A 26,321-nucleotide genomic window follows, 5' to 3' on the forward strand; every position below is an offset into this window, starting at 1 on the left:
TTTTGAAAAAGACCAACGATTCATTAAATCGATGGTCTTACGTTTATATAGTATTCATTTGTATCTATATTAAATTTTTCATTGTTTTTTGCTTATTTTAGACTTAGTTTGTTTGTGATTGCAGCTTATCAATTTTCCAGTATGTTTGTAGAGGGTCTAAAGAGCTTTCAATATAAAACATATATTCATCTGCGGTACGTGGTACTTCAAAAGCTATTTTCAATTCTACCGTTTCATTTGGTTTAACTTGTATATCAGAAGGGTTTTGATCAAGCACCTTTCCTTTATAGATCTTTCCGTCTTTTTCATCTTTTAAGTTATATTTTAATTCTGATAGTCCAATCGTTTGACCTCGTACATTTTTTACAGAGACATTAACAACTACGGAATCGTTGCTAGCATTTAAATAGGCACTTTGAACAGCGGTCAAGTAATAGCCTCCCTTAACACTCTCACCAACTAATAAAATACCTTGTTCCAAGCGGCTCATATCTTCTTTTTCTTCAAAATTTATTAATTCTTCATTTTCATTTTTTGCGGTTGGTTCTTCTATTGAACCATTTTCAACGGCACTATCTGTTTTATCTTGTGTGCAAGCAGCCGTAACACTGACTAATACTAGAATGAAAGTAAGTAATATAGATAATTTTCTCATAAAATTTATCTGTCTCCTTAAGTTTCTCAATTTTGCGCAACTATACATATAAGATTAACATAATGTCTCATTATTGGCTCAAAATAGGGGGTCTTTTAGAAAACTTATTCTTTTTACTTTTAATATACATTCGATTGGTTCTCGCGATATTTGTTAATCTTTTAAAACATTGGCTTAGTAATACCGAGGGTTATTATAGATATATTAATCATGTAATTTGTCCATATCAAAATGAACGTTTTTTGCATTTAATATATTGTAAATATATTTTATTTTGGAAGGATGTGATTATATGGCTCATAAATCTACTGGAGTGTTTCGAGTTCCAGTTTCTGAAAATGGGATTATTCCAACTGCTCTCAACATTATGTTAAACAATGATTCACGCTGTCATACTAGTAATGTAACGGTAACTGTTAAGAGAAGTCGAAACACCTTTTTCCCAACTCAAAATGAATTAGTTGAAATCTCTCGTACTTTTGTTTCTTTAGAACCAAACAGAACAACTAAGATTGTGTTGTTTACTCCAGAATTCCAAGTAGAAGATTTCCTTGATGTCATCATTAGTGGAAATAGAGAGGATGTTAAGGATGTTCTTGTATATTCTTTCTTAGCAGATTCAGTAGGTCACAATCTGTCATCTACTGTTTTCAGAAATGCAGAATACACTTTTGCTTGCTGACACCGTGATGATGTATTCTTTACTGTCGTATATCTGAATTGAAATGTTATAAGTAGCACTTCACGGCATACAATCTATCGGTGAAAGATCGTTCGGCAGAGGAACGGTAGTTGGTGAAAGAAGTTTAGGATATCCAGATGCAGGTGCACATGCGCTTGGGGTACCTTTACGGAGATTTGGGGTAGTTTGAAATAGAAATTAGAAGATCCCTTCTACCTTAAGGTGGAGGGGTTTTCTTAATATTGTTTTTTGATATATATTGCTAAATATGTTTCCATAATTCATTCTATTGTATTGAGAATAATGTCATCTACATCAAAAAAACGGCTTATAAAAGGAACTAGTATTTGAAGGAGTTCCACCTCAAACATACTCCTATGCATATAAGTATGTTTGAGGTGGATTTATTAAAGAATTATATATATAGCATGAATGAAAATGGGATAAATAAAACAATGTTTCTTAGTATGTTTTTAAGAATTAATTGAGCAGTTCCTTTTGAAAATAAAAAAAGAAACCCTAAGGTGCCTTCCTCTGAATTGAAACAATAATATGGTTCTAGGTTTAAAAACTATTGGGATTTTTCCTGTGAACTTTATAAGTAGTTTTTAAGAAATTATGAGTGGTTATTTTTGTTTTCAAAATATTCTTCTTTAATTATTTGTAATTTTTTTTCGTTTTTTGTTAATTCAAATATAAATAATGATTTTTTCATGTTATTAGCAACATCTTCTTCATTATATTGTTTAAGCTTTAATAAATTTGAACCTTTTCCATAGTATAGTTCACCCAATAAGTAAAAAGTATTTAGATTAATAGCTAATTGGATACCCTTATCAATGTATTTTATTGCTTCTTCGTATTGATATGTGTAACTTAAATTTTTTGCTAAATTATAAATGATTTTCAATTTAATTTCTTTATCTCTAGGAAAATCTAATTTGTTAAAATTATTTAAACATCTTTTAAGGATAGTAATACTTTTTTTGTATTCTTTATTTTCTGCATGAAGTATAGCCATTGTATGTAGAATATCTATTTCTCTCTCTGATAAAAAATCAATATTGGTTACAGTTAGTTTTAGTGCATTATTTAAAAGAGTTAAAGCCACTTTTGTTGAGTTATTGACACAATATATAGCAATTGCTTCATGCCATAGTAGAAATTGTTTATCTTCTTTTGTTTGAAAATTATTTGTGTATTTTTCTCTTGTGACTATTTCATAAAGATCTTTATATTGATGTTGCCTTATGCAATCCCTCATTACGTATTTTGTATTTTCTGTATATTTTAATTTCTTGTTTTGAGTTAGTGCAAATATATTATTTGGATCAACACCAAGTCTTTCAGATAATTGATATAATAATATGCTAGATGGATAAATCACACCTTTTTCGATCTTACTAATTTGACTTTGTGAACATATTCCATGACATAAGTCGGATTGTGATATACTTTTTTTAATTCTAAGTTCTTTAATGGTAATACCCAAATCGTTAAATTCCATTTTCCCCACCTACTATTTAACACTTTATTAGTATGATATTCTCTAACCTTAATGTAATGTAAAATTAATATAGTTGCAATTATTGTTTTAAAGGGCTTATCGTTTCTATAAAATGGTGAGATTTTTTTATGTACAAAAAAAGACACCTAAAGGTGCCTTCCGCCGACTTGAACCACGTTCATTTAATATAAACCTAGCTGTATTTTCACATGCCTTTCCAATTCCTCTATTTTCCATTTGATAAAATGAAATTCCAATATTACCAATAACTAAATAAATATTTCTACATATTCAAGATATTTACATGAATTATAAAAGTGATACATTTAAGTTGTAATCTATAAAAACTATTAAAGGGGGATTTATTATGTTCAAGAAATTAGTAGTAGGAGCGTTAGCAACAGGTATTGCATTAACAGGAGGAATTGGTGCAGCTTCAGCTGATACACAAAAAGCTGTGAGCTCTCCGAAGCAAGCCACATGCTCAATTCCTTATGAGTATTCTAATGGTAAATTCAAAAGAACTCTTTATTACTCAAATGGAGTATATGCTAATAGTTTTAATGAAAATGTTTGTGGCGGGACGATTACGTGGTATTTAAAACATGTTCAAAATGGAGTTGCTTTTTACGAAGGTAATTTAAAATAGTAGATTTTTTGAACCTCATTTATTGAGGTTCTTTTATTTGTAGTTTTTAAACTGATTCTCTATAAAAAAGACACCCTAAGGTGCCTTCTTGCGATTTGCTCCATTGTAATATGGTATTGGATGCCAGTCCAATTATTATTTTACCACGTTAAATAGTTTCGGTTATTGAGAAAAAAGACAACTCATTATTTGAATGCAAAAAGTCCTAGGGGGACTAGGACTTTTTGCTAGAATGAATATGATTTAAAAAAGGACTTATATAACGTAACATATGAATGTTTCGTAAATGTATCAAAAAATGAACAAAATAGTTATTTTAAATAAAAAAAGCTCCGCGATAAAAGCTGCGGAGCTTCATAAGGTCGAGTTATGTCGTACTCACAAGGGATTTTAACATGGATGTTGTGGTAAAAATACTGGTAAATTTATCCTACACCCCCGTTGATTAGAGTTTCACTTCATTCGAAGGAATTCATGTTTTATAAATTAGATTATGATAGTTGATATTCTCCATATTGACCAGAAAAGAACTAAAAATTCTAGTGAAATTCCAAGTGTTCGTTTCCTAGTTTTTTGAAATTCTTTTATTAAATAGCCAACAGCACTAATTGCTATAAGAATGAAAAGAATAAGTTCGAGTGTAACTGGCATTTTATCTACTCCTAATACATTAATTTGTTATATAAAGATTATAAGATATTTTTGTGGCTAGTAGTGAAAAATTTAATAAAACTATCTCTAAATGGAGGTTTGTTTGAACTTCTAAAAGAATTTGTGAAAACCATTGTACGTAAAGTTTTTGCGCATGTTTTTAGGAAACAAATTTTAGAAAAAGATAACAAAAAACCCACTCTTCGTCGCCGTCGGAAGCAAAAGGGTGGGCTTTGTAAAAAAATGAGCCCTAATGGATATAATGTACAAAAGAAAAGACACCCAAAGGTGTTTTACTCCGACTTGATAACAACATTTTATGTATTAAAGGTCATCAAAAAATGTTGTATTTGAAACACGTGACGTTCCATTAATATATTATAAACTAGATGTAATTATATGTTGAATATAAAATTTAGGAAGTTGGTGGGAATAATAAAATGCATAAAATCCTTATTAAAAAAGAAGCCCTAGGATTAGGGGGCTAGGGCTTCCTGTGTTAGTATATCTCGCACGACATTATAAAAAGAAAAGAACTTAATGAAGATAACAGAGAAATGTTTCGTAAATGTATCAAAAAAGTGAACAAAATAGTTATTTTAAAAAGAAGAGAAACTAGCAAAAATTAGATACTTTTGTATAAGAAAGGAATAGATTAATAATTTAATATAAAAAATATAGGATATGCAATATTGCATATCTTGTATTTCATATTACATTGAACCCAATTATGCCTTGAATAGAGAGGGTTTAAAAGAAATATAATAATCTAAATTGTTTACCAATTAATATGGTAAATTATAGATAAATAAAGAAATTTATGTTAATGTACTTATGGTAATATACTGTTAAAAAAAGGAAGAGGTGAAAAGTTTATATGTTTAAAAAAGGCGTATCATTGCTATTAATTTTCATTTTATCTATTTCTACATTTAGTATAGTAACTCACGCTGCTAGTAGTTCAGAATATGTGAATCAATCATTCTATGGGTATAAGGAGCCATCTTTTAATTCAGCTAAAACAAATGGCGGATCAGAGTATGGTGCTCAAAATGTAGGAGTCGTGGAAAAAAGAGATAATGGTTGGTGGAAGATTGAAACATGGGAAGGTCCAGTTTGGATTAACTTAAATGGGGAAGAACGTGTCATGGGAGATTTCTATGCATATGATGAACCTTCTTTCTCATCAAAGGTTGCGAATGCTGGAGCGAAGTACGGGCGACAAACATTTAGAATAGTAGATGGAACAACAGATGGTTGGCTAAAATTTAAGACGTGGGAAGGCGACAAGTGGATGAATCCTACGGCTGAACAAATTACTGTCAACAAAACAATCTATGCGTATAATGAACCTTCATTTAATGCAAAGAAAGCAAATTATGAAGCACCATTTAACCCGCAAAATTGGGGAGTAGTAGAAAAAAAAGAAAATGGCTGGATGAAAGTAAGTACTTATGAAGGTTATAAGTGGATCAATCCAGATGGAGAAGAAAGGTTCATAAACAAATCATTCTATGCGTATAATGAGGCTTCATTTAATGCAGCTAAAGCAAACGCTGGAGCATTATATAGTCCACAAAATTTTAGAGTTGTGGATGGAACACCTAGTGGATGGTTGAAGGTTAAAACATGGGAAGGCGAGAAATGGCTGAATCTAGATGGAGAAGAAAGATTCATAAACAAATCATTCTATGCGTATAACGAGCCTTCATTTAGCTCAGGCAAAGCAAACGCTGGAGCATTATATAGTCCGCAGAATTTTAGAGTTGTAGATGGGACAACTAGTGGGTGGTTGAAGATTAAAACATGGGAAGGCGACAAGTGGCTGAATTTAAATGCGGAAGATACAGGCGTAGAATTCTACGTGGAAGCTACTGCATATAGTGTAGAAGGTAGTCCACCAAATGAAAGGATTACGGCGTCTGGAATAGACATAGGAAAAAATCCTAACATCAAGTTAATTGCAGTTGATCCTAAAGTTATTAAACTAGGAACGAAAGTTTGGGTTGAAGGATACGGTGATGCAATTGCTGGAGATACAGGTGGGGCTATTAAAGGCAATAAAATTGATGTTCTGTTTCCTACAGAAAAGCAAGCACGTGAATGGGGACGTAAAAAAGTGAGAATTAAAATAATGAAATAGGATATATCTATTCTTTGCTTCGAAAATTATATATTAGACAAAATAAAAGGGAGGATATTTTTATGTTTAAGAAAAGTATAGGAATCTTATTGTTTTTTATTCTATCTATCTCGACATTCAGTATGGTAACTCACGCTGCTAATAGTTCAGAATATGTGAATCAATCATTCTATGGGTATAAAGAACCATCTTTTAATTCAGCTAAAACAAATGGCGGATCAGAGTATGGTGCTCAAAATGTAGGAGTCGTGGAAAAAAGAGATAATGGTTGGTGGAAGATTGAAACATGGGAAGGTCCAGTTTGGATTAACTTAAATGGGGAAGAACGTGTCATGGGAGATTTCTATGCATATGATGAACCTTCTTTCTCATCAAAGGTTGCGAATGCTGGAGCGAAGTACGGGCGACAAACATTTAGAATAGTAGATGGAACAACAGATGGTTGGCTAAAATTTAAGACGTGGGAAGGCGACAAGTGGATGAATCCTACGGCTGAACAAATTACTGTCAACAAAACAATCTATGCGTATAATGAACCTTCATTTAATGCAAAGAAAGCAAATTATGAAGCACCATTTAACCCGCAAAATTGGGGAGTAGTAGAAAAAAAAGAAAATGGCTGGATGAAAGTAAGTACTTATGAAGGTTATAAGTGGATCAATCCAGATGGAGAAGAAAGATTCATAAACAAAGCATTCTATGCGTATAACGAAGCTTCATTTAATGCAGGAAAAGCAAACGCTGGAGCATTATATAATCCGCAGAATTTTAGAGTTGTGGATGGGACACCTAATGGATGGTTAAAGGTTAAAACATGGGAAGGCGAGAAATGGCTGAATCTAGATGGAGAAGAAAGGTTCATAGAAAAATCATTCTATGCGTATAACGAGCCTTCATTTAGTTCAGGAAAAGCAAACGCTGGAGCATTATATAGTCCGCAGAATTTTAGAGTAATAGATGGGACAACTAGTGGGTGGTTGAAGATTAAAACATGGGAAGGCGACAAGTGGATGAACCTAAACCAAACAGATTCTGGTTCTTCTGGAGTAATTGATTTAGCTTTAAAACAACTTGGAAAGCCGTATGTTGAAGCTGGGACAGGACCAAATGGATTTGATTGTAGTGGCTTTATTTATTACGTATTTAAAAATAATGGATATAACATTGTGAGAACAAGTGTTGCAGGATACTGGGGAATGGTTACAAAAATAAGTGATCCTCAACCAGGAGATTTAGTATTCTTACAGAATACATATAAAGCGGGTCCTTCTCATTTAGGAATATATTTAGGGAATGGTGAATATATTCATGCTGCTGACGAAACAACAGGTGTAATTAAAAGTAAGATAAATAGTTCATACACACAAAAGCACTTCTTGGGGTATGCTAGATTTTCAAAATAATTAAATTGGATTCAATAAAAAGACAGTTATCTATGGATAGCTGTCTTTTTATTATTTGTGTTGACTTGACTACTTATATATATTCACAAGCAAAACAACATAATATTAATACGGAAAAATATATTAATATGAATTTTTGCATATTTTAAAATTCAATATATCCCTCAAAAACTTTTAATTGTATAATATATTTTGTCATATTTTTAGATTTTTCGACATAAACCAACAAAAATAGAGAACGTATTGGGAGAAGACATTATGTATACAAAACTATTAAAATCAATTACATCATTATCACTGATTGGTGGTGCGTTGTTATATACAAATGGCAGTGGTGTGAAGGCTGCTGAAGTGGGTGTTTTTTCTGATGTGCCGACATCACATTGGTCATATCCTGCGATTAAAGATTTAGCGAGTAAAAATATTATTTCCGGTTATGGGAATGGGATATTTGGTTTTGGAGATGTTGCGACAAGGGAGCAAGTTGCGGCTTTAATTTATCGAGTGTTAGTACCGAATAAACAAGGCGGTTCGTTTAGTAATGATGGAACTCGTTACGTATTAAAGGATGGGTCTACGTTTAAAAATCCTTACGGTGATATTAATCAAAGTTCTACAATGTTTCCAGAAGAGGTATTAACTTTAACGAATTTAGGAGTTTTTAAAGGTGATGAAAATGGCCAATTTAGACCGAAAGCTTCTGTGAGTCGTGCGGAAATGGCACAAATTCTTACAAATGCTTTCCATCTTGCGGCAAAACAAAAACATACCTTTAAGGATGTTCCAAATCCATTTTGGGCAGAAAACGCAATTAGTGCAGTGCAGTCAAATGGAATCGCAGATGGCACAGGGAACGGGAATTTTGAACCGTATGGCACAGTAACACGTGAACAGTATGCGCAGTTTTTATATAAAACTTTAAAATATAAAAATGCCGATGTGAAAGATACAGGAGATGCTGCATTATTAACAGCGTTTAAAGAGGAAGTACAAAAGCGTATTAATACATACGAGACAAATATTACACTTCCATATAAAACGAAAAACAATAATACAAACGAAGTGATGAATACACTTTTTAACGCATATAAAGAAGTTGCAAGTAAAAATGAGTATACAAATAATAATAGATCGAATGTTTCATATGGACTTTCTGGATCACCTGGAAATTATACGTTTACGCTTAAGATTACATATCGTGAAACGAAAGAACAGACGGAATATGTCATGAAACAAGCGAAAGCAATCGTTTCTTCTATTACTCAAGTTGGAATGGATGATCACGAAAAAGTGAAGGCGATTCATGATTACGTAGTAAAACATGTTTCTTATGATACGTCTTATAAAGCTTACACAGCATATGAAGCACTTGTAAATCGTTCTGCGGTTTGCCAAGGTTACGCACTATTAACGTATCAATTATTAAAAGAAGCAGGAATTGAAAATCATTTCGTGACAGGAACTGGGGACGGACAACCTCATGCTTGGAATTTAGTGAAAATCGAAAACAAATGGTATCATCTTGATACAACATTTGATGATCCGGTTCCAGATGAGCAGGGCCGCGTAACGTATTCGTATTTCAATTTATCAGATGAACAAATCGCAAGAAATCATGAGTGGAACCGCGGAGACTACCCGCAAGCTACAACGAATTATTATAGTACACTGACAAACAAAATTGCGGCAGGTAGTACGAAAACGCCTGCATATCAACAAATATTAAAAGATACAAAGTTAAACTATTTAGGAAATGAATATATCGCAAATAACTATACCGAATTAAAAAATAAAATGCAGCAACGCTATAGTGCAAAACCAGAGAAAATTGAAGTGCTATACAAGCAATCAATGAATGGTGCACTGCAAGATGTGAAAAAGGCAATTGGTGAAATCGATTATCCGCAAGGGGCAAATCGAGTTTCTTATAAAGCGGAGCCTTACAATGCGAAAGAAGGGTATTCTTTAGTGACGATTACGTTTACGTATTAAAAGCAACCTAGATTCTATGGGATCTAGGTTGCTTTTTTATTATTCTTCGACAAAACATGACAATATATAGATACATTCTTTGCTACTATGAGATGAGAAATCTTACATTAAAAAACTGTTTAAAATAACTAATGCAGATAGGCGGAAAAAAATGAACCGAAAGTTACTAATGGCTTTAACATGCGGTACATTGCTTATGGGAATGGCTGCTTGTAGCTCAAATGAGAAGACTACAACTGAATCAAAACCTAAACAAGAAGAAAAGGTTCAGGAAAAACCGAAAGTTCAAACCATTCAAAAGCAGCAAAAAGATAGTTATGTAGTAAGTGAAGATGAGCTCTCTAAAGCGGCACAGTCGATTGGTGAAATCCAAAACGAGCAAACTATAAATGATATGATGATACATATGTCTTTACAAAAACTCACATTCAATGGGAATAATCTTCATGTTTCCGGTACCCGTGATGTAGGGCGATTTCAAATGACGAAAGAAAACATTCAATACTTAAAAAACAACTTAAATGTTATTAATAATGATGAAAGACCAAAATATGAATCTATTCTGAACAAATGGTATGATGGAGAGTTCGAATCTGTAGTTAAAGACTTTGAAGAAATTCATTATTTAAGTTCAGGAAAAAAGCAAAGTATGGAGGGATCTAAACTAGCTAAAAAAATTGATAGTGATGAAAAAGAATTTATTCTCCATTTCTTTGGTCAAGAAGGATTAGATATCCATAATAAAGAGTGGAAACAGGGCGAGTTATAGAAGTAAAACTGAATTTCTCTTCACTAGGAAGTACAATGTTTTACGGAACAAAAAAATAATGAAATTTCCTTAAATATAGTCCCATCGGGAGGTTGTCTATACTGAGATTCAATAGATACACAGTAATGCTTATTTTTCTAGCCATTGGCACAAATGCTGCATTATCTATGTGGGTTAAGCAGGGACTTTTAGGTGTCATCAATGCTATTATTTTCTTGTTAACCGCTGCACGGACTACAAAATGAACTAATACAGAAGATTAGCATAAATAAAACATTGTATTTCTCAATAAACAAAACAACTTAACGTGGTAAAATAATAGTTGGACGGGAGTCCAATACATATTATTAAAATTAAGATGGTTCAAGTCGGAGGAAGGCACCTTAGGGTGTCTATTCTTTTTTATAAAAAGAAATTTGTACGTTTAGACGCATTTTAAATACAAAATAACCGATTCCTTATACGTTAAGAAACCGGTTATTTATTTTCCTACTTTTTTAGAGGGCTTTTTCTTATAATGGTCTTAAATCATAAATAAAAGATAGAGTAAAAACTATATACGAAATAAATGTAACGAAAACAAGAAAACATATAAACTGAGAATTAGATACATATTGTTCTATTCTTTTTTTCATGTTAATTCGTATTATTTTTCAAATGTGAAGTATCAATTGGAATTTGAGCTTTCCAAGATCCATTTACTTTTCCAATTCTAGTTATATTTACGTCTAAAGTAAGAGGCTGTTTAAAAACGTCTTTTTCTTCATTAGTTATAACAAATGTAGCAACACCTTCGGGTCTATCATTATCACGGATGCCTATTTTATCTAACTTTTGACCTGCTGCCACAAGTTCAAAAGGAAGACGATCATCTGCATCATGGATAAATGATAGTCTCCCATCATGTTTAATCTCAGGGTTTTCCTCTTGTTGTCCATTAATTATACCATCACTTTGGAGATCTAATCCTGATGTATCAAATTCAAATGGTACTAAACTTCCGTCAGCTTTTTCCATTCTATAATGAACTGATATACGTGAATCTGCGATAAATAATTCTTTGAGATGTACAGTAATACCTTGATCTGTAATTTTTTCATCAATAGGAATATATTTACCATTCTTCATCATATCTTGTGTGATACCATTTTCATCTTTTATTCCTTCATTTACAACTTTATCATTTGTAATTGCATCAGAAAAATATGAAGCGACATTTGTAGCCGCCACTTGTACTTGTGGAATCATTGCTGTTGTGAAAAGTGCAGCTGCAGCTACTGCTGTATAAATGAAACATTTTGATTTTTTACTCATGTTTGTAAAGATGCCTTTCTTTTGTTGTTTTTTGTAATTTATATTAGAAACGTTGTCTAACTTGGAACGACTTTCAAATGTTTTCCATGCTTGTTCTATATCAATTTTGATTTCTTGTGGTGAATTTGCAGATTCTTCATCTAGCATTACGTTTTCCCATTGATTTAATTTACTAATTTCTACTAATAAATCTTGGCATGCTTCACATGTATCTAGGTGCTTTGTAAATTCCTTTCTTATATCATGAGAAAGTTCTCCATCAATATATGTTTGAATAAACCCGATATCATAACATTTCATTTGTTATGCCTCCTCTATTTGTTTATAAATCTTGCGGAATTTCATTTTGGCTCGGACTAATAATGTTCCTATAGAAGATATTTCAATTTGAAGTACTTCTGCAATTTCTTTATATTGAAAACCAGAGAATTTCATTAGTAAAAGGGTTCGTTCTCGATCATTCATTTTATTTAGTGTCGTTTGGACCTTTGTAATTTCTTCTTTTCTTATCCAATCATCGTCTAATGATGATACATTTTGTACTTCATGGTATTGTATTTCCTTATCAATCTTCGCTTGCTGCCTTTTTTCAAATCGAAAATGGTTATAAGCTACATAAGTAGAAGATTTAATCAACCATCCAGGTATATTTTTAATTCCTTTCCAATCGCTACGATATAATTGTAAAAATACTTCTTGTGCTAACTCTTCAGCGATAGATTGATCTTTAACAATCCATATAATCTGTTTCACAGCATAAGCATAGTACTGCTTAAATAAATCTTCAAAGGTCATATTAGAAGCATGACTTTCTTCATTTTCTATGGTTAACATGTTCGTTTAAACCTCACTTTCAATTTGATACCTGTATTATAGAGAAACCAGAAAAACGGATTTTGTGACAGTTTTTCTGGATGTTTTTTTATATTTTTTATCTCGCATTAACGGGTAGTAAGACCCCCACCTCAAAATTCAGCGGAAGCAAAGAAGTTAGGTGGGGGGCGGGCTGACCGTAAAAGCCCGATTGGTGTGAGCTAATAATCAGTGGTCGATGAACCCCCCACTGATTAAAGTTTCACTTTATTATGTACTAAAAAAGCATTCATCTGATTAAAAAGATAAATGAAAACATAAAAACTATAATTCTTGCAGTAGTTGTCTATTAATGTACAAAAAACAGTTAGTTTGTTGCCAAATTGTATCTAAACGTACGATTTTCTTTTTTCTAAATGAGAGTCTTGCCTTAAAGAAGATAAAAATTCAATGGATAATTACCATGAATATATAGATAAAGTTCATCCATATATTTGTAGAAAGGAGGCATTCAAATGAAGAGACATGATAATAAGGTTGGTCACTTTACATCTGAAAAAGGAAAGGAAGACTTTCAAATTGCCTACGATGAATCAATGGCACTCCTTCCAAAACCTAACGATACGAAAAATATAAAAACGAAATATGGCACAATTCGTGCTTATTATTTTACTAAAGAGGAAAACAAACATAAGGAACCAATACTCTTACTCCCTGGACGTGGTGCATCTACTCCAATGTGGGTACCTAATTTAGAAGGTCTAAGAGAAAAAAGGCCTGTTTATACGATAGATTTACTAGGTGAACCTGGGATGAGTGTGCAAACGAAGGTGATTGAAAATCAAAAACAACAAGCAGAATGGTTAAATGAAGTAATTGAAGGATTAGGTTTAGAAAGAGTGCATATCGTAGGTGTCTCCATTGGAGGGTGGACAACAATGAACTTGGCCAGATATAATCCTGAGCATATTGCTACGGCTAGTTTATTAGATCCAGTCTTTGTATTTGCGCAAATATCCATAAAAATGATTCTGGCATCTATTCCAGCTTCTGTTCCTATTGTCCCTAAGTTTTTAAGAGAAAAGATGTTAAGCTATGTTTCTGGAGGAGTAGAAGCAAGTGACGATGAGCCTATCGCTAAGTTAATCGAGTCGGGTATGCGTAACTATAAACTGAAAACGCCAGCGCCTGATTTATTTAGTAAAGAAGACTTAAAAAATATTGATATTCCAGTGCTTGCACTTATAGCTGAAAAAAGTACAATGCACAATTCGGTAAAAGCAGTTGAAACTGGAAAAAAATACGTTAAAGATATTGATATAGTTAATTGGAAAAATGCATCTCACGCAATCAATGGTGAGTTCTCTAACGAAGTTAATGCTAGGATTCTTGATTTTTTAGAAAAACATTCTAATGATAACTAAGTTGAAAGTGGAAAATATGTTGTCATAACAACTTCATCTCTATATAGCTATTTAGGGGATTTAGCTCATTTTTTATTTTGGCATATTTTAATTCTGCTATTTTCATGAATATGTATAATTACATAAAATTTCAGTGAAAAAGAGAGTATACTTTCATATTGTGTAATAAAGATAAAGCCCGCCTACGGAAATAGGCGGGCTTTTTTTACTTATAAAGAAAAGACAACCTTTAAGGTGTCTTCCTTCGATTTGAAACATTTTACTAGGTTAAGTTTTTGTGATAATAAACTCTTTTAATTGGAATGAACCTACGCAGTACATCACTTTATTCTTAAGCATCATGCTCAACAAAAGTGAAGATTTTCATTATCTTTTTAACTACAAAGGGTAATAATTTAGAAGCTAAAAATGCAAGTATGAAAGCAATTCCCCATGTTTTTATCCATGATTTGAGAAATAAAGCTGTATATCCAACATTCATTGAAACCATGACGAAAGAGATAATGCTAGATATGCCTAAAATCATAAAGATATTAAAAATTATTGGTTCGAATTTTTTATTGATTTTCAACATTAACACCTATTTTCTATATATGCTTTGCTGCCCAATTTCACCAACATCTAATCTTACAGTTTGAAATCTAGGTTGTCCAGTTTGTTTTACTTTGGTGCAATAGCGATATTGTTTGGAATAAAGTTTCACTTTATTATTTAAGAGCGAATAAATGAAAAATAAAATATCCAAAAATATAGATAGAAATCCGCTTTTATACCTTTCAATAAAAGAATAATAGCATTATATATTATAAGGAATACTTGTCCTTAATTGTAAATGAAAGGGGGGAATTGGTATGAGTTATGGCTATGGTCACCCTCCAAAAAAATGCTTTGAACATCATAATGAAATTTTATCAACGGGTGTATTACGTAGACATTCCGCTACGTTATTTCTTACTGTTGAAGCTATGAATGTTGATCCAGATGATACTCGTAGAGTAACAGTTGAAATGTTTGATTGGTCATCGGGTTCTCCGGTATTGTTACCATTAATAGACCCTTCAACACAAACATTGCCACCTAATCGATATGTTACTTTTCGTTCAGCAGCTCTTCCTCCAGCACTCTTTGCTTATGAAGTAAGAATCATTCGTCCGAAAGATAGAGATGTTGTTACAAATGTTTTTGGTCTTAGTGCAATCGTATTTAACCCACAAGAAGGAAATAATGTTTTACAACATGATTTAGCAAAATTAGACCTTAAATAGATTTTATAAAGGTCTATTTATTGAGCATGATTAAACAAAAGAGTAGGGTGTAATCCTACTCTTTTTTTAACGTTAACTAGAATTTTAAAAGAAATCCTTCATCATTTTAGCATCTTTAATATTTACTATCACACCTTCTACCTTATCTTTCTTCTCATCTTTGGCAATTGTAATTTGTTCCTTATTATCAACCCAAACAAGAAACTCTTCTTTGGAGTCATCTTTATATGTAACGGTAATAGTAGAATGTGCAGATTCTCTCTTTTTTTGATCTAAAGTAATTGTTGTAGGTGTTCCATTTTGAACTGCTGAAACGATAGATTGTATCATTTCTTCGTTATCTGTTTGAGATTTGGAAGTAGTATGATTTGTTGTTTTCAGTATTTCAATGTCTGTAATATTTGCGGAGTTTAATTGAAAGGTATTTTGTGTATGTTCTTGCTTAGCTTGTGAAGCTTTATCTGTAGCTGAGGTGCTTGTACAGCCTATTAAAGTGAAAGATAGAGCGGTTAGAGCGTATATAGATATGATTTTTTTCATAGTATCCCTCCTTAAGTTTAATTATAACAATTTTCTGTTAATTTAGGTAGTTATTGTAAGGTGGGTGAGGTGTGTTGAAGTGGTAAATCACGCTATTCTTTCTCTATCAAAAACAAAATTTAGATATTTTTTTAGATTTTATGTTTAACATTTCGAGAATAGGTGTACTACATATAATATAACAAATAATTCATTTTAAAGGAGGAAGTTAAAGATGGAAACGAAGTATAGTAAACCTTTTGTATATGAATTTATTACGGAGAAAGAGGTCATGAATGCGGCGAATGATCTAGTGAAGAAAGGGATAGACCAAAAAGATATTTACGTATTAACACACGAGAAAGAAAGGACAGATAGAATCGCAGACAATGCAGACTTGAATACAATTGGTATACAAGAGGAGGGACTTGGGACAAGTATTATTAACGTCTTTCAAAAAACGGGAGATCAGTTAAGAAATAAGATGCAGGAGTTAGGGCTTAATGAGGAAGAAGCGAACTTCTACGAAGAAAAGCTAGATGAAGGAAAAATCTTGTTATTCGTTAAAGATTTAGAGAGAGTCGGTGAATGGTTACAAGAAAGAAGATGCATGTATTCTATTTAAATTTGTATTCTGTAAATCTATAAATCTATTACGAAAAGGAGATGGGAAATATGAGTGAGAACGGACTAAAAGAACAAATTACGGGTAAAGTGGAAAAGACAAAGGGACAAGTAAAAGAAGGAATTGGTGAGGTTACAGAAGATAGAAAGTTGAAAAATGAAGGGAAGTGGGACAAGACGAAGGGAACGATAAAAGAAAAAGTCGGAAAAGTGAAACAAAAGATAAGTGATGGGTTGGATAATAAAGAATAATACATGTTTATCAAGCTTTGGTTACATACCAAAGCTTGATAAATACAATATAAAACGAATATAGGAGGGTTAATTGTGGGACTTATTATTACGTGTATTGTAGGTGGACTTATTGGTGCGTTAGCTGGAATGATTACGGGAAAAGACTTTCCTTTAGGTATAGTTGGTAATGTAATTGCCGGATTAATCGGATCTTGGGTAGGTAGTGCATTATTTGGTCATTGGGGTCCTGAATGGGGAGGCATCTTTGTTCTTCCAGCGTTATTAGGTGCAATCGTCTTTATTTTAATCGTAACATTTTTCTCTAGAATGCTGCGGAAAGCGTAAGTATGATCATGAATAGTAATCTTAAGTTTTTTATATATAGCTATAAGGTTAATAGAGTGATAAATATACATAAAAAAGCATCCAATTAAACTAATTTGGATGCTTTTTTAATGTAATCTACATAGGAATGAGTGGAGGATGAAGAACCCCCACTCATTGAAATTACAATTTCTATTATGTATTAAACCATCGTTACTTTTTTACAATTATTTATTCTTACGACCTGCCTTGGTTCTATATGAGATAAGTCCTCGTTATTACCTATATCCACTACAATTGTATTCGTTAGTATATTAATAATGGAACCAACTAATTTTGTAGCATGATCGTGTCGATAAGAAAATTGAACAAAATCTCCCTTTTTAAAGCTGTGCTCTTCCATAGATAGATCCCCCTAAAAATAATGTTTATACATTATATATACACAAATTTATAAGGTTTAAACATTTGGTAGTATTTTTTACGTGTTAAGCCGAGAAAGCTGTAGAAAATTTATTTATAATAAAAATAAAAAAATATGTTTAAAACTAATTTTTATGGGTAATTAACATAGTAGTAGTTCGAGATAAGGGGGCGGAAATGATGAATTTGGCAATAAATATTTTGCAAAATGATGTAGGTTATACGGTACAACTTAATGGTGAAATTGATGCATATACGGCATCAGATTTAAAAAATAAGATTATGCCTATTACAAGCGAAAAAGAGGTTCATATTGTAGTAGATTTTCATAACGTAGATTATATGGATAGCACCGGTTTAGGTGTTTTTATAGCGCTATTAAAAGCGGTTAAGAAAAATGATGGAAAACTAGAGTTTATTGGTGTATCTAAAAGGTTAAAAAGATTATTTGATATTACAGGGTTAACAGAAATATTAAATTTGAATTCCGATTTTGAAAAAGTAGAAAGAAGGTGACTAGGGATGATGGAGAGATTTGAAAAGATAGAAATGAAAATTCCTGCAAAGGCAGAATATGTGGCTATTATTCGTTTAACAATGGCTGGTGTTGCGAATCGAATGGGCTTTGCTTATGACGATATAGAAGATATGAAAATTGCTATTAGTGAAGCATGTACAAATATTGTACAACATGCATATAAAGAAGACGTTGGAGAAATTGCAATTGTCTTTGGACTATATGAAAATCGATTAGAAATTATGGTTGCGGATAATGGGGTTAGCTTTGATTTTAATAACTTAAAAAGGAAAGTTGGTCCGTATGATATTAGTAAACCAGTAGAACATTTGCCGGAAAATGGTTTAGGTTTATATTTAATTAATACGTTAATGGATGATATACAAATCATGCATGATGAGGGCATGACAGTTTTAATGACAAAATATATACAAAGAGAGCAGGTGGAGAATGATGGAAATCCAATCTCAACCTACGAATCTTACTAAAGAAGACGTTATTAAACTAATTGCAGACTTCCAACAAAACCAATGTGATGAAGCGCAGGAAAGGTTAGTTGAGCATTATAAAAATCTTGTCTATTCCATTGCATATCGCTATTCAAAAGGCGGACCGATGCATGAGGATATTATACAAGTAGGCATGTTAGGGCTCTTAGGCGCAATAAGAAGGTATGATTATTCGATAGGGAATGCCTTTGAGCCTTTTGCAATACCTACAATAGTAGGCGAAATAAAGAAGTATTTACGTGATAAAACTTGGGGCATTCACGTTCCAAGGCGAATTAAAGATTTAGGCGGAAAAATTAAACTTGCGATAGAGGAGTTAACAGATCATCTGCAACGTTCACCGAAGATAATAGAAATTGCAAATCATTTAGGACTATCGGAAGAGGAAGTTCTAGAGATTATGGATGCGAAAAATAATTATCGAGTATCTTCCTTAGATGATGTAGTTGAAAATTCATCTGATGGAAGTTCGGTAGCGAGAATTGAATCTGTAGGTGAAGTAGAGCAAGGATATGAAGAGACAGAAAGGCGTCTCGTTTTAAAGGATATTTTTAACGTATTAAATGATACGGAAAAGAGTGTTATTCATTATATATTTAGAGAAAATTTAAATCAAAAAGATACAGGGGAACGGTTAGGTATTTCACAAATGCACGTTTCTCGTATTAAAAGACAAGCGATAAGTAAATTGAAGCAAGCCGCATTTTTAGATACATAAAAAATTTAAAATAATGATGTTTAAAACATGAGAAAAGGGGTACTTATTAAGTATAGGAGGAGATATGAAAATGTCACACGATGTGAAAGAACTAATCGAAGGATTGAATGAAGATTTAGCAGGAGAATACTCAGCAATTATTATGTATAACCATAATGCAGCTACAGTTTCTGGTATATATAGACAAGTGTTAAAACCTTTCTTTGAATCTGAAATTAGTGATGAACAAGGACATGCCCTATATTTAGCGGAGAAAATTAAGACGCTAGGTGGTACCCCCACTACGATCCCTTTACCAGTGAAACAAGTAGAAGATGTTAGAGAAATGTTAGAATCCGCTAGACAATCAGAATATGAAACAATTAAGCGTTATGAAACGAGAAAAGAACAGGCAGCGAAATTAAATATGACAGAGTTAGTTGTAAAACTAGAAGATATGATTGCCGATGAAACAAATCATATGGAAGAATTAGATCGTCTTTTAAATGATAAAGCAATGGTGTTAAATTAAAAGTAGAAATTTATAGAGTGAAAGAACAAATTCCTATTTCTAGGGGTTTGTTCTTTTGTTGTATAAATATGTTTGAGTAAGAAATTTTCATTTTGTAACTGAGTATGTAATACTAGAAAAATAGAAAATGATAATAGATTTACATTTTAAATAAGAAAAGGGGAAATAACTTGTGTCCATTTTAATTGTTGATGATAATCCGGTTAACATATTTGTAATTGAGAAGATTTTAAAACAAGCCGGATATCATGATCTTGTATCACTCAATTCTGCACAAGAGCTCTTCGAATACATACATTTTGGAAAAGATTCTTCCAGGCATAATGAAATTGATTTAATATTATTAGATATTATGATGCCTGAAATTGATGGACTTGAAGTTTGTAGACGATTACAAAAAGAGGAGAAGTTTAAAGATATCCCTATTATTTTTGTTACAGCTTTAGAGGATGCAAATAAATTGGCCGAAGCTCTTGATATGGGGGCAATGGATTATATTACGAAACCTATAAATAAAGTTGAACTATTAGCACGTATGCGTGTAGCGTTACGCTTGAAATCAGAATTAAATTGGCATAAAGAACAAGAAGAAAATCTTCGGAATGAACTAGATTTAGCTACGCAAGTACAAAGAAACTTATTAAGTAGCCCATTAAGAGAAGATCATATAAAAATTGAAGCAAGTTACTTACCTTCATTTAAACTAGCTGGAGATATGTATTATTGGTATAAAATCGATGAAAATCGCTACGGTATTATATTATTAGATGTGATGGGACATGGTGTATCTGCTTCATTAGTTTGTATGTTTATTTCGTCTGTATTACGTGAAACAATTAAATGTTTAATTGATCCAGAACTCGTTATTAAAGAATTAAATAAATATATGACCCTTTTACATAATGAAAATGACAATATTCCTTATTATTTTACGGCGATATACTTAGTTGTTAATACAGAAGATAGAACAGTTGAATATGTAAATGCAGGGCATCCTTCTGGATATGTTTTAGTTGATGAAACAAATGTAGTTGAACTAGATCGCGGGAGTTGTGCCGTAGGATTTTTTGATGAAATAAAAGTTAAAAAGACAGTTATACCTTTTGAGAAGAACGCTCAAATATTATTGTTTACAGATGGTGTTCTTGAAGCAATTGCAAATGATGAATTTGAGTCTGAAGAGAAATTACGTACTTTTACAGAAAGAAAATGGGGAGATTTAGAAGGCGAGATAGAAGGGTTTTACAAGGAAGAACAAAAGAAAGCGCAATCAGATGATATGTGTCTCATTATGATACAAACGAATGCGAAATAAAAAGCGTATGAAATCCAAACAGAGGATTTCATACGCTTTTTATTGTATTTTTTGATAAATTTGTTCACTAGGATTAAATTGCGTATAATGCGGCATTATATTTGAAAAACGAAGAGTTTCTTTATTTCCTAAACATAGAAATCCATTGTGACTTAAACTTTCATAAAATAGTTGCTGCACTTGATTTTGAAGTTTACTTGTAAAGTAAATTAAGACGTTACGACAAAGTATAATATGAAACTCGTTAAAAGATTGATCGGTTACTAAATTATGCTGTGCAAAAATAATGTTTTGTAAAAGTGATGGATTAAAATAAGCAAAACGATTATCTGTTGAATAATAGTTAGAAAACGCTTGTGTACCGCCAGCTTGTAAATAGTTTTTCGTATAAGTTTGCATTTTATTTAACGGGAGGATACCTTGTTTTGCTTTTTCTAACACATTTGTATTCATATCTGTTGCGTAAATAACCGACTTTTCACTTAATCCTTCTTCGTGAAGTAAGATGGACATTGATAATACTTCTTCACCAGTTGCGCATCCAGCATGCCAAATTCTAATTTCAGGTTGCTTTTTCAATTCAGGAATAACATGCTCTCTAAGCGCTTTAAAAAAGGCAGGGTTACGGAACATCTCAGTTACATTAATCGAGAAATCATTTAATAACTGTTCTAAAACCCCTTCCTCGTGAATTACTTTTTCAATTAATTTTGAAATGGTTGGGATATTAGAGAGCTGCATTCGATTACAAATCCTTCTATAAATAGATGTGCGAGCATATTGACGAAAATCAAATCCTGATAGTTTAAATACCGCTTCCAATAGTAATTCAATTTCTAAGTTCGTGCGCTCATCCGTATCTACTGATGGATCAAAATTATAATACTTATTTTCCACTCCAACTAAACCTCACTTATTTTATTAACCATACACTCATTACCGAATAGAGTTGATGTAGATTTAATGGTTTACTTATATAATCTGAAGCGCCAGCAGATAAACATTTTTCCTTATCATTTGGCATTGCTTTAGCAGTTAATGCGATAATAGGTATTTCATTTAGCCCTAAGTTCATTCGGATATTTTCCATCGTTTCATAACCGTCCATATTCGGCATCATAATATCCATTAAAATAAGGTCAATATTTGTATTGCTTTTTAGTATTTCTAAACACTCTATGCCGTTTTGGGCAGTAATAATGTTGGCATTTTGTTTTTTTAATGCATTTTGTAACGCAAATATATTTCGATGATCATCATCGACAATTAAAATGTTTTTCTCTTGGAAGACGTTATTTGTTTCTGGAGTAACGATAGTTTCTTCAACAACTTTAGCAGGAATAACATCTTCTATCGTTGCTGCGACTTCTAAATTGGATAACTGTATATCATGTAATCCATTTGGAAGGTTAGGAATATATACGGTGAAAGTACTACCTTCTCCTACATTACTCTCTAACGTAATCCAACCACCTAATAATCTCGCAAACTCTTTACAAATAGATAAACCTAATCCTGTACCACCATACTTTCGAATCGTTGCTCCATCTGCCTGTTGAAAGGCTTCGAAAATAAGTTGATGCTGTTCTTTAGCGATACCAATACCAGTATCTTTTACTGAAATTGTAATCCAATCTTTACTGATAGACTGCATATCATGACTTAAATTGGTTGTTTCTATCGAATCAAAATGTAAAGAAACGGATCCTTTTTCTGTGAATTTAAATGCATTGGATAATAAGTTTTTAATAATTTGCTCAATCCGTTTTGCATCTGTATAAAACAGATCAGGAATCGTATCACTGTCCTCAATAGTAAATTCGACATTTTTTTGTGCAGCTATATGTAAAAAGTTTTGATGCATATTGGCTGCCATGTCACTTATGTTCGTTGCCTCAAAAATGATGTCTAGTTTGCCTGCTTCTACTTTAGATAAATCTAGTATGTCATTAATTAAAGTAAGTAAGTCTTTCCCTGATGAATGAATGACAGTTGCTAATTCAATTTCATCGTCGGATAAATTGTTATCATGATTTTCTCTTAACATTTCAGATAATAGTAAAATACTATTTAACGGTGTGCGTAATTCATGTGACATATTTGCTAGGAACTCAGATTTGTATTTTGAGCTGCGTAACAACTCGCTTGCTTTTTCTTCTAATTCTGATTTGGTAATTTGTAAGTCAGCTGTCTTCTGCTCAGCCTCTTCAGTTCTAGACTCTAATTGTTCATTCGTTGTTCGTAATTCTTCTGCTTGCATTTGTAGTTCTTCCGCTTGCGTTTGTAATTCTTCTGATTGAACTTGCAACTCTTCTGTCATTGCTTGTGATTCATGTAAAAGAGTTTGAATTCGCATACGTCCCATAATGCTATGAATTGTTAAACCTAGATTATCAACGGTTTGTTGAATTAAATCTTGATGTAAATCTGAAATCTCAGTTACACTTACTAACTCCATTACTGCGATCACTTCATCCTCAAATAAGATAGGGATGACTAGTAAATTTTTAGGACGTATTTCTAATACGCCACTAGTGACATAACGAAACTCTTCGGGTATATCCCTGAGAATAAAACTTTTCTTTTCTAAGGCAGACTGTCCAATGAAACCTTCACCCATTTTAATGGATTGTTTTCCAATATCAGCACCTTGATCGGCGAAAGAAGCTTTTTTCACATAGTAGACAGTTTCTTCATATTCTTCACGTACATAAAATGCACCGCAAGAAGTTTGCGTTTTTTGTATAATTCCACTAAGAAGTTTTTTACCTAACATCTCAATAGAAGATACACCTTGATACAGTAAAATTAATTCTGCAAGCTCAGTTTGTAACCACTCTCTTTTTGATATTTCGTCTAGTAGGTGATTTGTTGTATGAGCAAGATCTTTTATTTCATCATGTGTATTTACATGAATTCTTTCCGTAATTTTTTCTTTAGAAGAAATGGATTTAATAGCTTGAATTACATTTTTAATCGTTTTTGTAATGGAATTCGAAATATAGAGTGAAACGATAATAGAAATACAAGAAAGTAAGAACAATAAACTGTATAACCAAATCTCTAATTTATTATTTTCAGTATCTAATTGTGCAGCTCTTTTTTTCGTTAGTTGCTCCTCAGTGCTCCGGAAGTTAGTTAGCTGTGATTGTAATGACTGAATTTGAGTCGTGTCGATTGTTTGTACATTATTACTATTATTATTTGCAATGAGTGGGTGAATCTCTTTATTAATCCAACTAGTAATGTTTTCGTTAATCTGTTTTAATTTTTCTTGCTGAGAGGGGTTATCCTCTAATAAAGTAAAAAGATCTTGATAATGTTTTTCGTAATCCTTTTCCGCAGAGTTAAGGGATTGCACGTAAGTAGGGTTATTAGAAATGATAAACCCTTTCGCTTTATTTTCAATTGTTAGTAACTCTTTCTCCACTTGATTCGTTAAATTGAGAACTTTAAAATCGTGATCAATAATAAAATTACGAGATTTTTGTAAGCTGGAAATCTCATTGTTTAACATAATGAAAGAAACAAGTAAGAACAAAATGATAACTAAATAACCAGCCATAATTTTGTAGCGAATACTAAATTTTGCTTTCGAGTTCATTAAAAATTCCTACCTTCAAGGTTATTAAAACTTTTCTATTTTAAAGAATGAAAAACGTAATATATATTATATCAGTTTTCATAAGGTCAAACTAGAAATCCCCCTATTGTATTAGGGGGTTCTTTTTTAATAGAGGAAATCATTTTGAAATATAAAAACATATATGAAAGGTAGTAGACGAGGGAATAGAGGATAACAAACATTCTAAGAAGGGAAGAGTGTTCTTAAAGCTCTTTTTGCATCTATTCCTTCAAAAATAAATAATACAAGATCTCTCTTTTTTACAGTAAGGAAAAAGGATACTAGAGTGCTTAAGTTTTTAATAGAAGTAAGTGTTCCGTGTTTACTTATAAATACATTCGTTTGAAATGTTGTCATTAAAGCATAAAAATGATGAATCTGCGTTATTGTAGGTGTTTCATTATAAGAAATAGTAGTAGAGTGAATGGCGTTCATCGTAATATTCCTTTCCATATAGTAAGCATAACAATATAAACATACCCGTTTAAAAAAATGTTAAACATATAAATAAGAAAAAATATAATTATAGTTTTTTACGTTTAGAAAAGGTTAGGAAGGGTATACATATACTACAAAGAGATTAACTGAAGATGAATTGTAAGATGTCTATGTTTAGTAGATTAGTCTATCAAAATATACTTTTACTTTAAATAAAAAGGAGCCTGGTATACATGAATGAAATGATGATTAATATTACATTTGATTTAATTTACTTGTTAAGTAGTTCACTTGTAGTGCTTTTACTATTCGCTTTTTTCGTAAATGGTTATGTTAATAAGAAGATTAGTGTATACAGAAATGAAGAAAAATAAAGATACATTATATAAAACTTTAGGAGGTTAATAGTTATGAATGTAGATAGAAAAATAGTAGGTGTTTTTAGAACAATTGATGATGCGGCACTCGTTATTAATGAATTAAATGAAAAAGGATACTCAGCAGATAACATTTCAGCTATTGCAAAAGATCAGAAGGAAATTGAACACCTTGAAGAAAAATCGGGTGAAAAAGTAAATCATGAAACTGCACATAAAGCAGATATCTTTTCAGCAACAGGGCTTGTGGCAGGAGGAGTAGCAGGCGGACTCGGTGGTTTATTAACAGGTCTTGGTATAATTGCCGTTTCTGGAATGGGTCCAATCGTAGCAGCAGGACCGATCGCAGCAGCTATTGGAGGAGCCGGTATTGGCGGGGGAGCTGGAAGTTTAATAGGAGCATTTATAGGGTTAGGAATTCCAGAAGAACATGCTAAAAAGTATGAAGAATATATTTACGATGGAAATATATTAATTTTAGTAGATGCAAAATTAGATGATAAGTTAGAAATCTATAAAATATTTGATAAGCATCATGCTTATAACTCTGATTTCTTTAAATAAAATGTAAACAAAGTAAATATCGTTTTTTGATCTTACAAATTTGGCGCGGCCGAGGAGTCGTATGACTATAAGAGAGGAAGGGCTTATAGTAAAAGATCAAGTTTTATTCTGTTATTTAAAAGGGAAGAGGTGTCTATTCGTGATTGTAAAAATATTAAAGGATAGTAGTAATAGTTTCCTTTGCACAGTTCAAAATAAAAATGGAGACCAGTATGTGAAGAAATGGTTTCGTAAACATGAGAACAATGAAAAATTAGGACGACCAACTTTCAAAGAAGTAGAAAAGGACTGGAAAGAAAATAAAGAGTCGTTTATGTATCCTAATTTTAAAGCGCTTTATTAAAATGAAACATAAT

The 26,321-nt window shown here is 32.1% G+C and carries 29 protein-coding genes and 1 pseudogene; 20 read left to right on the forward strand and 10 right to left on the reverse strand.

Annotated features, from left to right (window positions below; genetic code table 11):
• Positions 1-103: 103 nt before the first annotated feature.
• A complete protein-coding gene (locus GD442_RS04915) occupies positions 104-655 on the reverse strand; it encodes a DUF4352 domain-containing protein (protein WP_001228904.1) in 552 nt (183 codons plus the stop codon).
• Positions 656-947: 292 nt separating this feature from the next.
• Between GD442_RS04915 and GD442_RS04920 the strand changes: the two genes are divergently transcribed.
• Positions 948-1,337 (forward strand): hypothetical protein, encoded by a 390-nt coding sequence (locus tag GD442_RS04920; protein ID WP_000940666.1) that lies wholly within the window; start codon positions 948-950, stop codon positions 1,335-1,337.
• Positions 1,338-1,392: 55 nt separating this feature from the next.
• Positions 1,393-1,532 (forward strand): annotated as a pseudogene (locus GD442_RS28480) (dihydroxyacetone kinase, ATP-dependent); the annotation flags it as partial.
• A 421-nt stretch (positions 1,533-1,953) separates the two neighbouring features.
• Here GD442_RS28480 and GD442_RS04925 read toward each other — a convergent pair.
• Positions 1,954-2,844 carry a helix-turn-helix domain-containing protein gene (locus GD442_RS04925; protein ID WP_086408007.1) on the reverse strand — a complete coding sequence of 297 codons (891 nt, stop codon included), beginning with the start codon at positions 2,842-2,844 and terminating at the stop codon, positions 1,954-1,956.
• 367 nt (positions 2,845-3,211) lie between these two features.
• On the opposite strand from GD442_RS04925, the gene GD442_RS04930 reads away from it, so the two are divergent.
• The 5 genes from GD442_RS04930 to GD442_RS04950 all read left to right on the forward strand — a co-directional run bounded on the left by GD442_RS04930 (position 3,212) and on the right by GD442_RS04950 (position 10,451).
• Positions 3,212-3,493 carry an LCI fold-containing protein gene (locus GD442_RS04930; RefSeq protein ID WP_000473814.1) on the forward strand — a complete coding sequence of 94 codons (282 nt, stop codon included), beginning with the start codon at positions 3,212-3,214 and terminating at the stop codon, positions 3,491-3,493.
• A 1,528-nt stretch (positions 3,494-5,021) separates the two neighbouring features.
• Positions 5,022-6,287 (forward strand): 3D domain-containing protein, encoded by a 1,266-nt coding sequence (locus GD442_RS04935; protein ID WP_159365054.1) that lies wholly within the window; start codon positions 5,022-5,024, stop codon positions 6,285-6,287.
• Positions 6,288-6,349: 62 nt separating this feature from the next.
• Positions 6,350-7,690, forward strand: a complete 1,341-nt coding sequence (locus GD442_RS04940) for a C40 family peptidase (RefSeq protein ID WP_159365055.1) — start codon at positions 6,350-6,352, stop codon at positions 7,688-7,690.
• A 258-nt stretch (positions 7,691-7,948) separates the two neighbouring features.
• Positions 7,949-9,682 (forward strand): S-layer homology domain-containing protein, encoded by a 1,734-nt coding sequence (locus GD442_RS04945; protein ID WP_000288216.1) that lies wholly within the window; start codon positions 7,949-7,951, stop codon positions 9,680-9,682.
• A gap of 151 nt (positions 9,683-9,833) precedes the next feature.
• Complete coding sequence (locus tag GD442_RS04950) at positions 9,834-10,451, forward strand: DUF6241 domain-containing protein (protein WP_001080424.1); 618 nt, start codon at positions 9,834-9,836, stop codon at positions 10,449-10,451.
• A 636-nt stretch (positions 10,452-11,087) separates the two neighbouring features.
• Here the strand turns inward: GD442_RS04950 and GD442_RS04955 are convergent.
• A complete protein-coding gene (locus GD442_RS04955; protein ID WP_000650420.1) occupies positions 11,088-12,065 on the reverse strand; it encodes a DUF4179 domain-containing protein in 978 nt (325 codons plus the stop codon).
• A gap of 3 nt (positions 12,066-12,068) precedes the next feature.
• Positions 12,069-12,599: an RNA polymerase sigma factor SigX gene (locus tag GD442_RS04960; RefSeq protein WP_000955512.1), complete on the reverse strand. Its 531-nt coding sequence runs from the start codon at positions 12,597-12,599 to the stop codon at positions 12,069-12,071.
• A 494-nt stretch (positions 12,600-13,093) separates the two neighbouring features.
• On the opposite strand from GD442_RS04960, the gene GD442_RS04965 reads away from it, so the two are divergent.
• Complete coding sequence (locus GD442_RS04965) at positions 13,094-14,002, forward strand: alpha/beta fold hydrolase (protein ID WP_000820346.1); 909 nt, start codon at positions 13,094-13,096, stop codon at positions 14,000-14,002.
• A 331-nt stretch (positions 14,003-14,333) separates the two neighbouring features.
• Here GD442_RS04965 and GD442_RS04970 read toward each other — a convergent pair whose 3' ends face one another.
• On the reverse strand, positions 14,334-14,573 hold the full coding sequence (locus GD442_RS04970; RefSeq protein ID WP_000700207.1) for a DUF2798 domain-containing protein: 240 nt from the start codon (positions 14,571-14,573) through the stop codon (positions 14,334-14,336).
• 280 nt (positions 14,574-14,853) lie between these two features.
• Between GD442_RS04970 and GD442_RS04975 the strand changes: the two genes are divergently transcribed.
• Positions 14,854-15,267 carry a hypothetical protein gene (locus tag GD442_RS04975; protein WP_000120214.1) on the forward strand — a complete coding sequence of 138 codons (414 nt, stop codon included), beginning with the start codon at positions 14,854-14,856 and terminating at the stop codon, positions 15,265-15,267.
• An 84-nt stretch (positions 15,268-15,351) separates the two neighbouring features.
• Here GD442_RS04975 and GD442_RS04980 read toward each other — a convergent pair whose 3' ends face one another.
• Positions 15,352-15,807 carry a hypothetical protein gene (locus GD442_RS04980; protein ID WP_000720879.1) on the reverse strand — a complete coding sequence of 152 codons (456 nt, stop codon included), beginning with the start codon at positions 15,805-15,807 and terminating at the stop codon, positions 15,352-15,354.
• Between the two features lie 214 nt (positions 15,808-16,021).
• Here GD442_RS04980 and GD442_RS04985 point away from each other — a divergent pair, with 214 nt between their 5' ends.
• The 3 genes from GD442_RS04985 to GD442_RS04995 all read left to right on the forward strand — a co-directional run bounded on the left by GD442_RS04985 (position 16,022) and on the right by GD442_RS04995 (position 16,989).
• Entirely contained in the window at positions 16,022-16,411 is a 390-nt protein-coding gene (locus GD442_RS04985) for a YflT domain-containing protein (protein ID WP_000448804.1), read from the forward strand.
• A gap of 50 nt (positions 16,412-16,461) precedes the next feature.
• Positions 16,462-16,662, forward strand: coding sequence for a CsbD family protein (locus tag GD442_RS04990; protein WP_001293465.1), 201 nt, complete (start codon positions 16,462-16,464; stop codon positions 16,660-16,662).
• A 75-nt stretch (positions 16,663-16,737) separates the two neighbouring features.
• The gene (locus GD442_RS04995; RefSeq protein WP_000522903.1) at positions 16,738-16,989 is read left to right on the forward strand and encodes a GlsB/YeaQ/YmgE family stress response membrane protein; all 252 of its coding nucleotides are present in this window, start codon (positions 16,738-16,740) and stop codon (positions 16,987-16,989) included.
• A gap of 181 nt (positions 16,990-17,170) precedes the next feature.
• Here GD442_RS04995 and GD442_RS05000 read toward each other — a convergent pair whose 3' ends face one another.
• On the reverse strand, positions 17,171-17,371 hold the full coding sequence (locus tag GD442_RS05000) for a hypothetical protein (RefSeq protein ID WP_000391018.1): 201 nt from the start codon (positions 17,369-17,371) through the stop codon (positions 17,171-17,173).
• A gap of 197 nt (positions 17,372-17,568) precedes the next feature.
• Between GD442_RS05000 and rsbV the strand changes: the two genes are divergently transcribed.
• The 5 genes from rsbV (at position 17,569) to GD442_RS05025 (ending at position 20,961) form a co-directional block, all read left to right on the forward strand.
• Complete coding sequence (gene rsbV, locus GD442_RS05005) at positions 17,569-17,907, forward strand: anti sigma b factor antagonist RsbV (RefSeq protein WP_002040740.1); 339 nt, start codon at positions 17,569-17,571, stop codon at positions 17,905-17,907.
• Positions 17,908-17,913: 6 nt separating this feature from the next.
• Positions 17,914-18,396: an anti-sigma B factor RsbW gene (rsbW, locus tag GD442_RS05010; protein ID WP_000970576.1), complete on the forward strand. Its 483-nt coding sequence runs from the start codon at positions 17,914-17,916 to the stop codon at positions 18,394-18,396.
• A complete protein-coding gene (sigB, locus tag GD442_RS05015) occupies positions 18,359-19,135 on the forward strand; it encodes an RNA polymerase sigma factor SigB (protein ID WP_033665951.1) in 777 nt (258 codons plus the stop codon). The genes rsbW and sigB overlap by 38 nt, the downstream gene beginning before the upstream one ends.
• Before the next feature lie 70 nt (positions 19,136-19,205).
• Complete coding sequence (locus GD442_RS05020) at positions 19,206-19,646, forward strand: ferritin-like domain-containing protein (RefSeq protein WP_000017755.1); 441 nt, start codon at positions 19,206-19,208, stop codon at positions 19,644-19,646.
• Positions 19,647-19,818: 172 nt separating this feature from the next.
• Positions 19,819-20,961 (forward strand): fused response regulator/phosphatase, encoded by a 1,143-nt coding sequence (locus GD442_RS05025; protein WP_000025504.1) that lies wholly within the window; start codon positions 19,819-19,821, stop codon positions 20,959-20,961.
• Positions 20,962-21,000: 39 nt separating this feature from the next.
• Here GD442_RS05025 and GD442_RS05030 read toward each other — a convergent pair whose 3' ends face one another.
• The 3 genes from GD442_RS05030 to GD442_RS05040 all read right to left on the reverse strand — a co-directional run bounded on the left by GD442_RS05030 (position 21,001) and on the right by GD442_RS05040 (position 25,021).
• A complete protein-coding gene (locus tag GD442_RS05030; RefSeq protein ID WP_000429046.1) occupies positions 21,001-21,858 on the reverse strand; it encodes a CheR family methyltransferase in 858 nt (285 codons plus the stop codon).
• A 16-nt stretch (positions 21,859-21,874) separates the two neighbouring features.
• Entirely contained in the window at positions 21,875-24,565 is a 2,691-nt protein-coding gene (locus tag GD442_RS05035) for an ATP-binding protein (protein WP_001084973.1), read from the reverse strand.
• A 204-nt stretch (positions 24,566-24,769) separates the two neighbouring features.
• Positions 24,770-25,021, reverse strand: a complete 252-nt coding sequence (locus GD442_RS05040; RefSeq protein ID WP_000991357.1) for a hypothetical protein — start codon at positions 25,019-25,021, stop codon at positions 24,770-24,772.
• 236 nt (positions 25,022-25,257) lie between these two features.
• Between GD442_RS05040 and GD442_RS27615 the strand changes: the two genes are divergently transcribed.
• From GD442_RS27615 to GD442_RS05050, 3 genes are all read left to right on the forward strand, one after another.
• Positions 25,258-25,398, forward strand: a complete 141-nt coding sequence (locus GD442_RS27615) for a hypothetical protein (protein WP_001004571.1) — start codon at positions 25,258-25,260, stop codon at positions 25,396-25,398.
• Positions 25,399-25,434: 36 nt separating this feature from the next.
• Positions 25,435-25,965 carry a general stress protein gene (locus GD442_RS05045; RefSeq protein ID WP_001100097.1) on the forward strand — a complete coding sequence of 177 codons (531 nt, stop codon included), beginning with the start codon at positions 25,435-25,437 and terminating at the stop codon, positions 25,963-25,965.
• Positions 25,966-26,104: 139 nt separating this feature from the next.
• Positions 26,105-26,308 (forward strand): DUF4028 family protein, encoded by a 204-nt coding sequence (locus GD442_RS05050; protein WP_004403363.1) that lies wholly within the window; start codon positions 26,105-26,107, stop codon positions 26,306-26,308.
• Positions 26,309-26,321: the final 13 nt, after the last annotated feature.

It is taken from the genome of Bacillus sp. A260, from assembly GCF_009861435.1.
In the GTDB taxonomy this organism is placed as follows: Bacteria; Bacillota; Bacilli; order Bacillales; family Bacillaceae_G; genus Bacillus_A; species Bacillus_A cereus.

Bases quoted from the DNA above. Each gene is read 5' to 3' on its own strand.
- GD442_RS04915 (WP_001228904.1), bottom strand. From the start codon at position 655: ATGAGAAAATTATCTATATTACTTACTTTCATTCTAGTATTAGTCAGT.
- GD442_RS04920 (WP_000940666.1), top strand. From the start codon at position 948: ATGGCTCATAAATCTACTGGAGTGTTTCGAGTTCCAGTTTCTGAAAAT.
- GD442_RS04925 (WP_086408007.1), bottom strand. From the start codon at position 2,844: ATGGAATTTAACGATTTGGGTATTACCATTAAAGAACTTAGAATTAAA.
- GD442_RS04930 (WP_000473814.1), top strand. From the start codon at position 3,212: ATGTTCAAGAAATTAGTAGTAGGAGCGTTAGCAACAGGTATTGCATTA.
- GD442_RS04935 (WP_159365054.1), top strand. From the start codon at position 5,022: ATGTTTAAAAAAGGCGTATCATTGCTATTAATTTTCATTTTATCTATT.
- GD442_RS04940 (WP_159365055.1), top strand. From the start codon at position 6,350: ATGTTTAAGAAAAGTATAGGAATCTTATTGTTTTTTATTCTATCTATC.
- GD442_RS04945 (WP_000288216.1), top strand. From the start codon at position 7,949: ATGTATACAAAACTATTAAAATCAATTACATCATTATCACTGATTGGT.
- GD442_RS04950 (WP_001080424.1), top strand. From the start codon at position 9,834: ATGAACCGAAAGTTACTAATGGCTTTAACATGCGGTACATTGCTTATG.
- GD442_RS04955 (WP_000650420.1), bottom strand. From the start codon at position 12,065: ATGAAATGTTATGATATCGGGTTTATTCAAACATATATTGATGGAGAA.
- GD442_RS04960 (WP_000955512.1), bottom strand. From the start codon at position 12,599: ATGTTAACCATAGAAAATGAAGAAAGTCATGCTTCTAATATGACCTTT.
- GD442_RS04965 (WP_000820346.1), top strand. From the start codon at position 13,094: ATGAAGAGACATGATAATAAGGTTGGTCACTTTACATCTGAAAAAGGA.
- GD442_RS04975 (WP_000120214.1), top strand. From the start codon at position 14,854: ATGAGTTATGGCTATGGTCACCCTCCAAAAAAATGCTTTGAACATCAT.
- GD442_RS04980 (WP_000720879.1), bottom strand. From the start codon at position 15,807: ATGAAAAAAATCATATCTATATACGCTCTAACCGCTCTATCTTTCACT.
- GD442_RS04985 (WP_000448804.1), top strand. From the start codon at position 16,022: ATGGAAACGAAGTATAGTAAACCTTTTGTATATGAATTTATTACGGAG.
- GD442_RS04990 (WP_001293465.1), top strand. From the start codon at position 16,462: ATGAGTGAGAACGGACTAAAAGAACAAATTACGGGTAAAGTGGAAAAG.
- GD442_RS05000 (WP_000391018.1), bottom strand. From the start codon at position 17,371: ATGGAAGAGCACAGCTTTAAAAAGGGAGATTTTGTTCAATTTTCTTAT.
- rsbV (WP_002040740.1), top strand. From the start codon at position 17,569: ATGATGAATTTGGCAATAAATATTTTGCAAAATGATGTAGGTTATACG.
- rsbW (WP_000970576.1), top strand. From the start codon at position 17,914: ATGATGGAGAGATTTGAAAAGATAGAAATGAAAATTCCTGCAAAGGCA.
- sigB (WP_033665951.1), top strand. From the start codon at position 18,359: ATGATGGAAATCCAATCTCAACCTACGAATCTTACTAAAGAAGACGTT.
- GD442_RS05020 (WP_000017755.1), top strand. From the start codon at position 19,206: ATGTCACACGATGTGAAAGAACTAATCGAAGGATTGAATGAAGATTTA.
- GD442_RS05035 (WP_001084973.1), bottom strand. From the start codon at position 24,565: ATGAACTCGAAAGCAAAATTTAGTATTCGCTACAAAATTATGGCTGGT.
- GD442_RS05040 (WP_000991357.1), bottom strand. From the start codon at position 25,021: ATGAACGCCATTCACTCTACTACTATTTCTTATAATGAAACACCTACA.
- GD442_RS27615 (WP_001004571.1), top strand. From the start codon at position 25,258: ATGAATGAAATGATGATTAATATTACATTTGATTTAATTTACTTGTTA.
- GD442_RS05045 (WP_001100097.1), top strand. From the start codon at position 25,435: ATGAATGTAGATAGAAAAATAGTAGGTGTTTTTAGAACAATTGATGAT.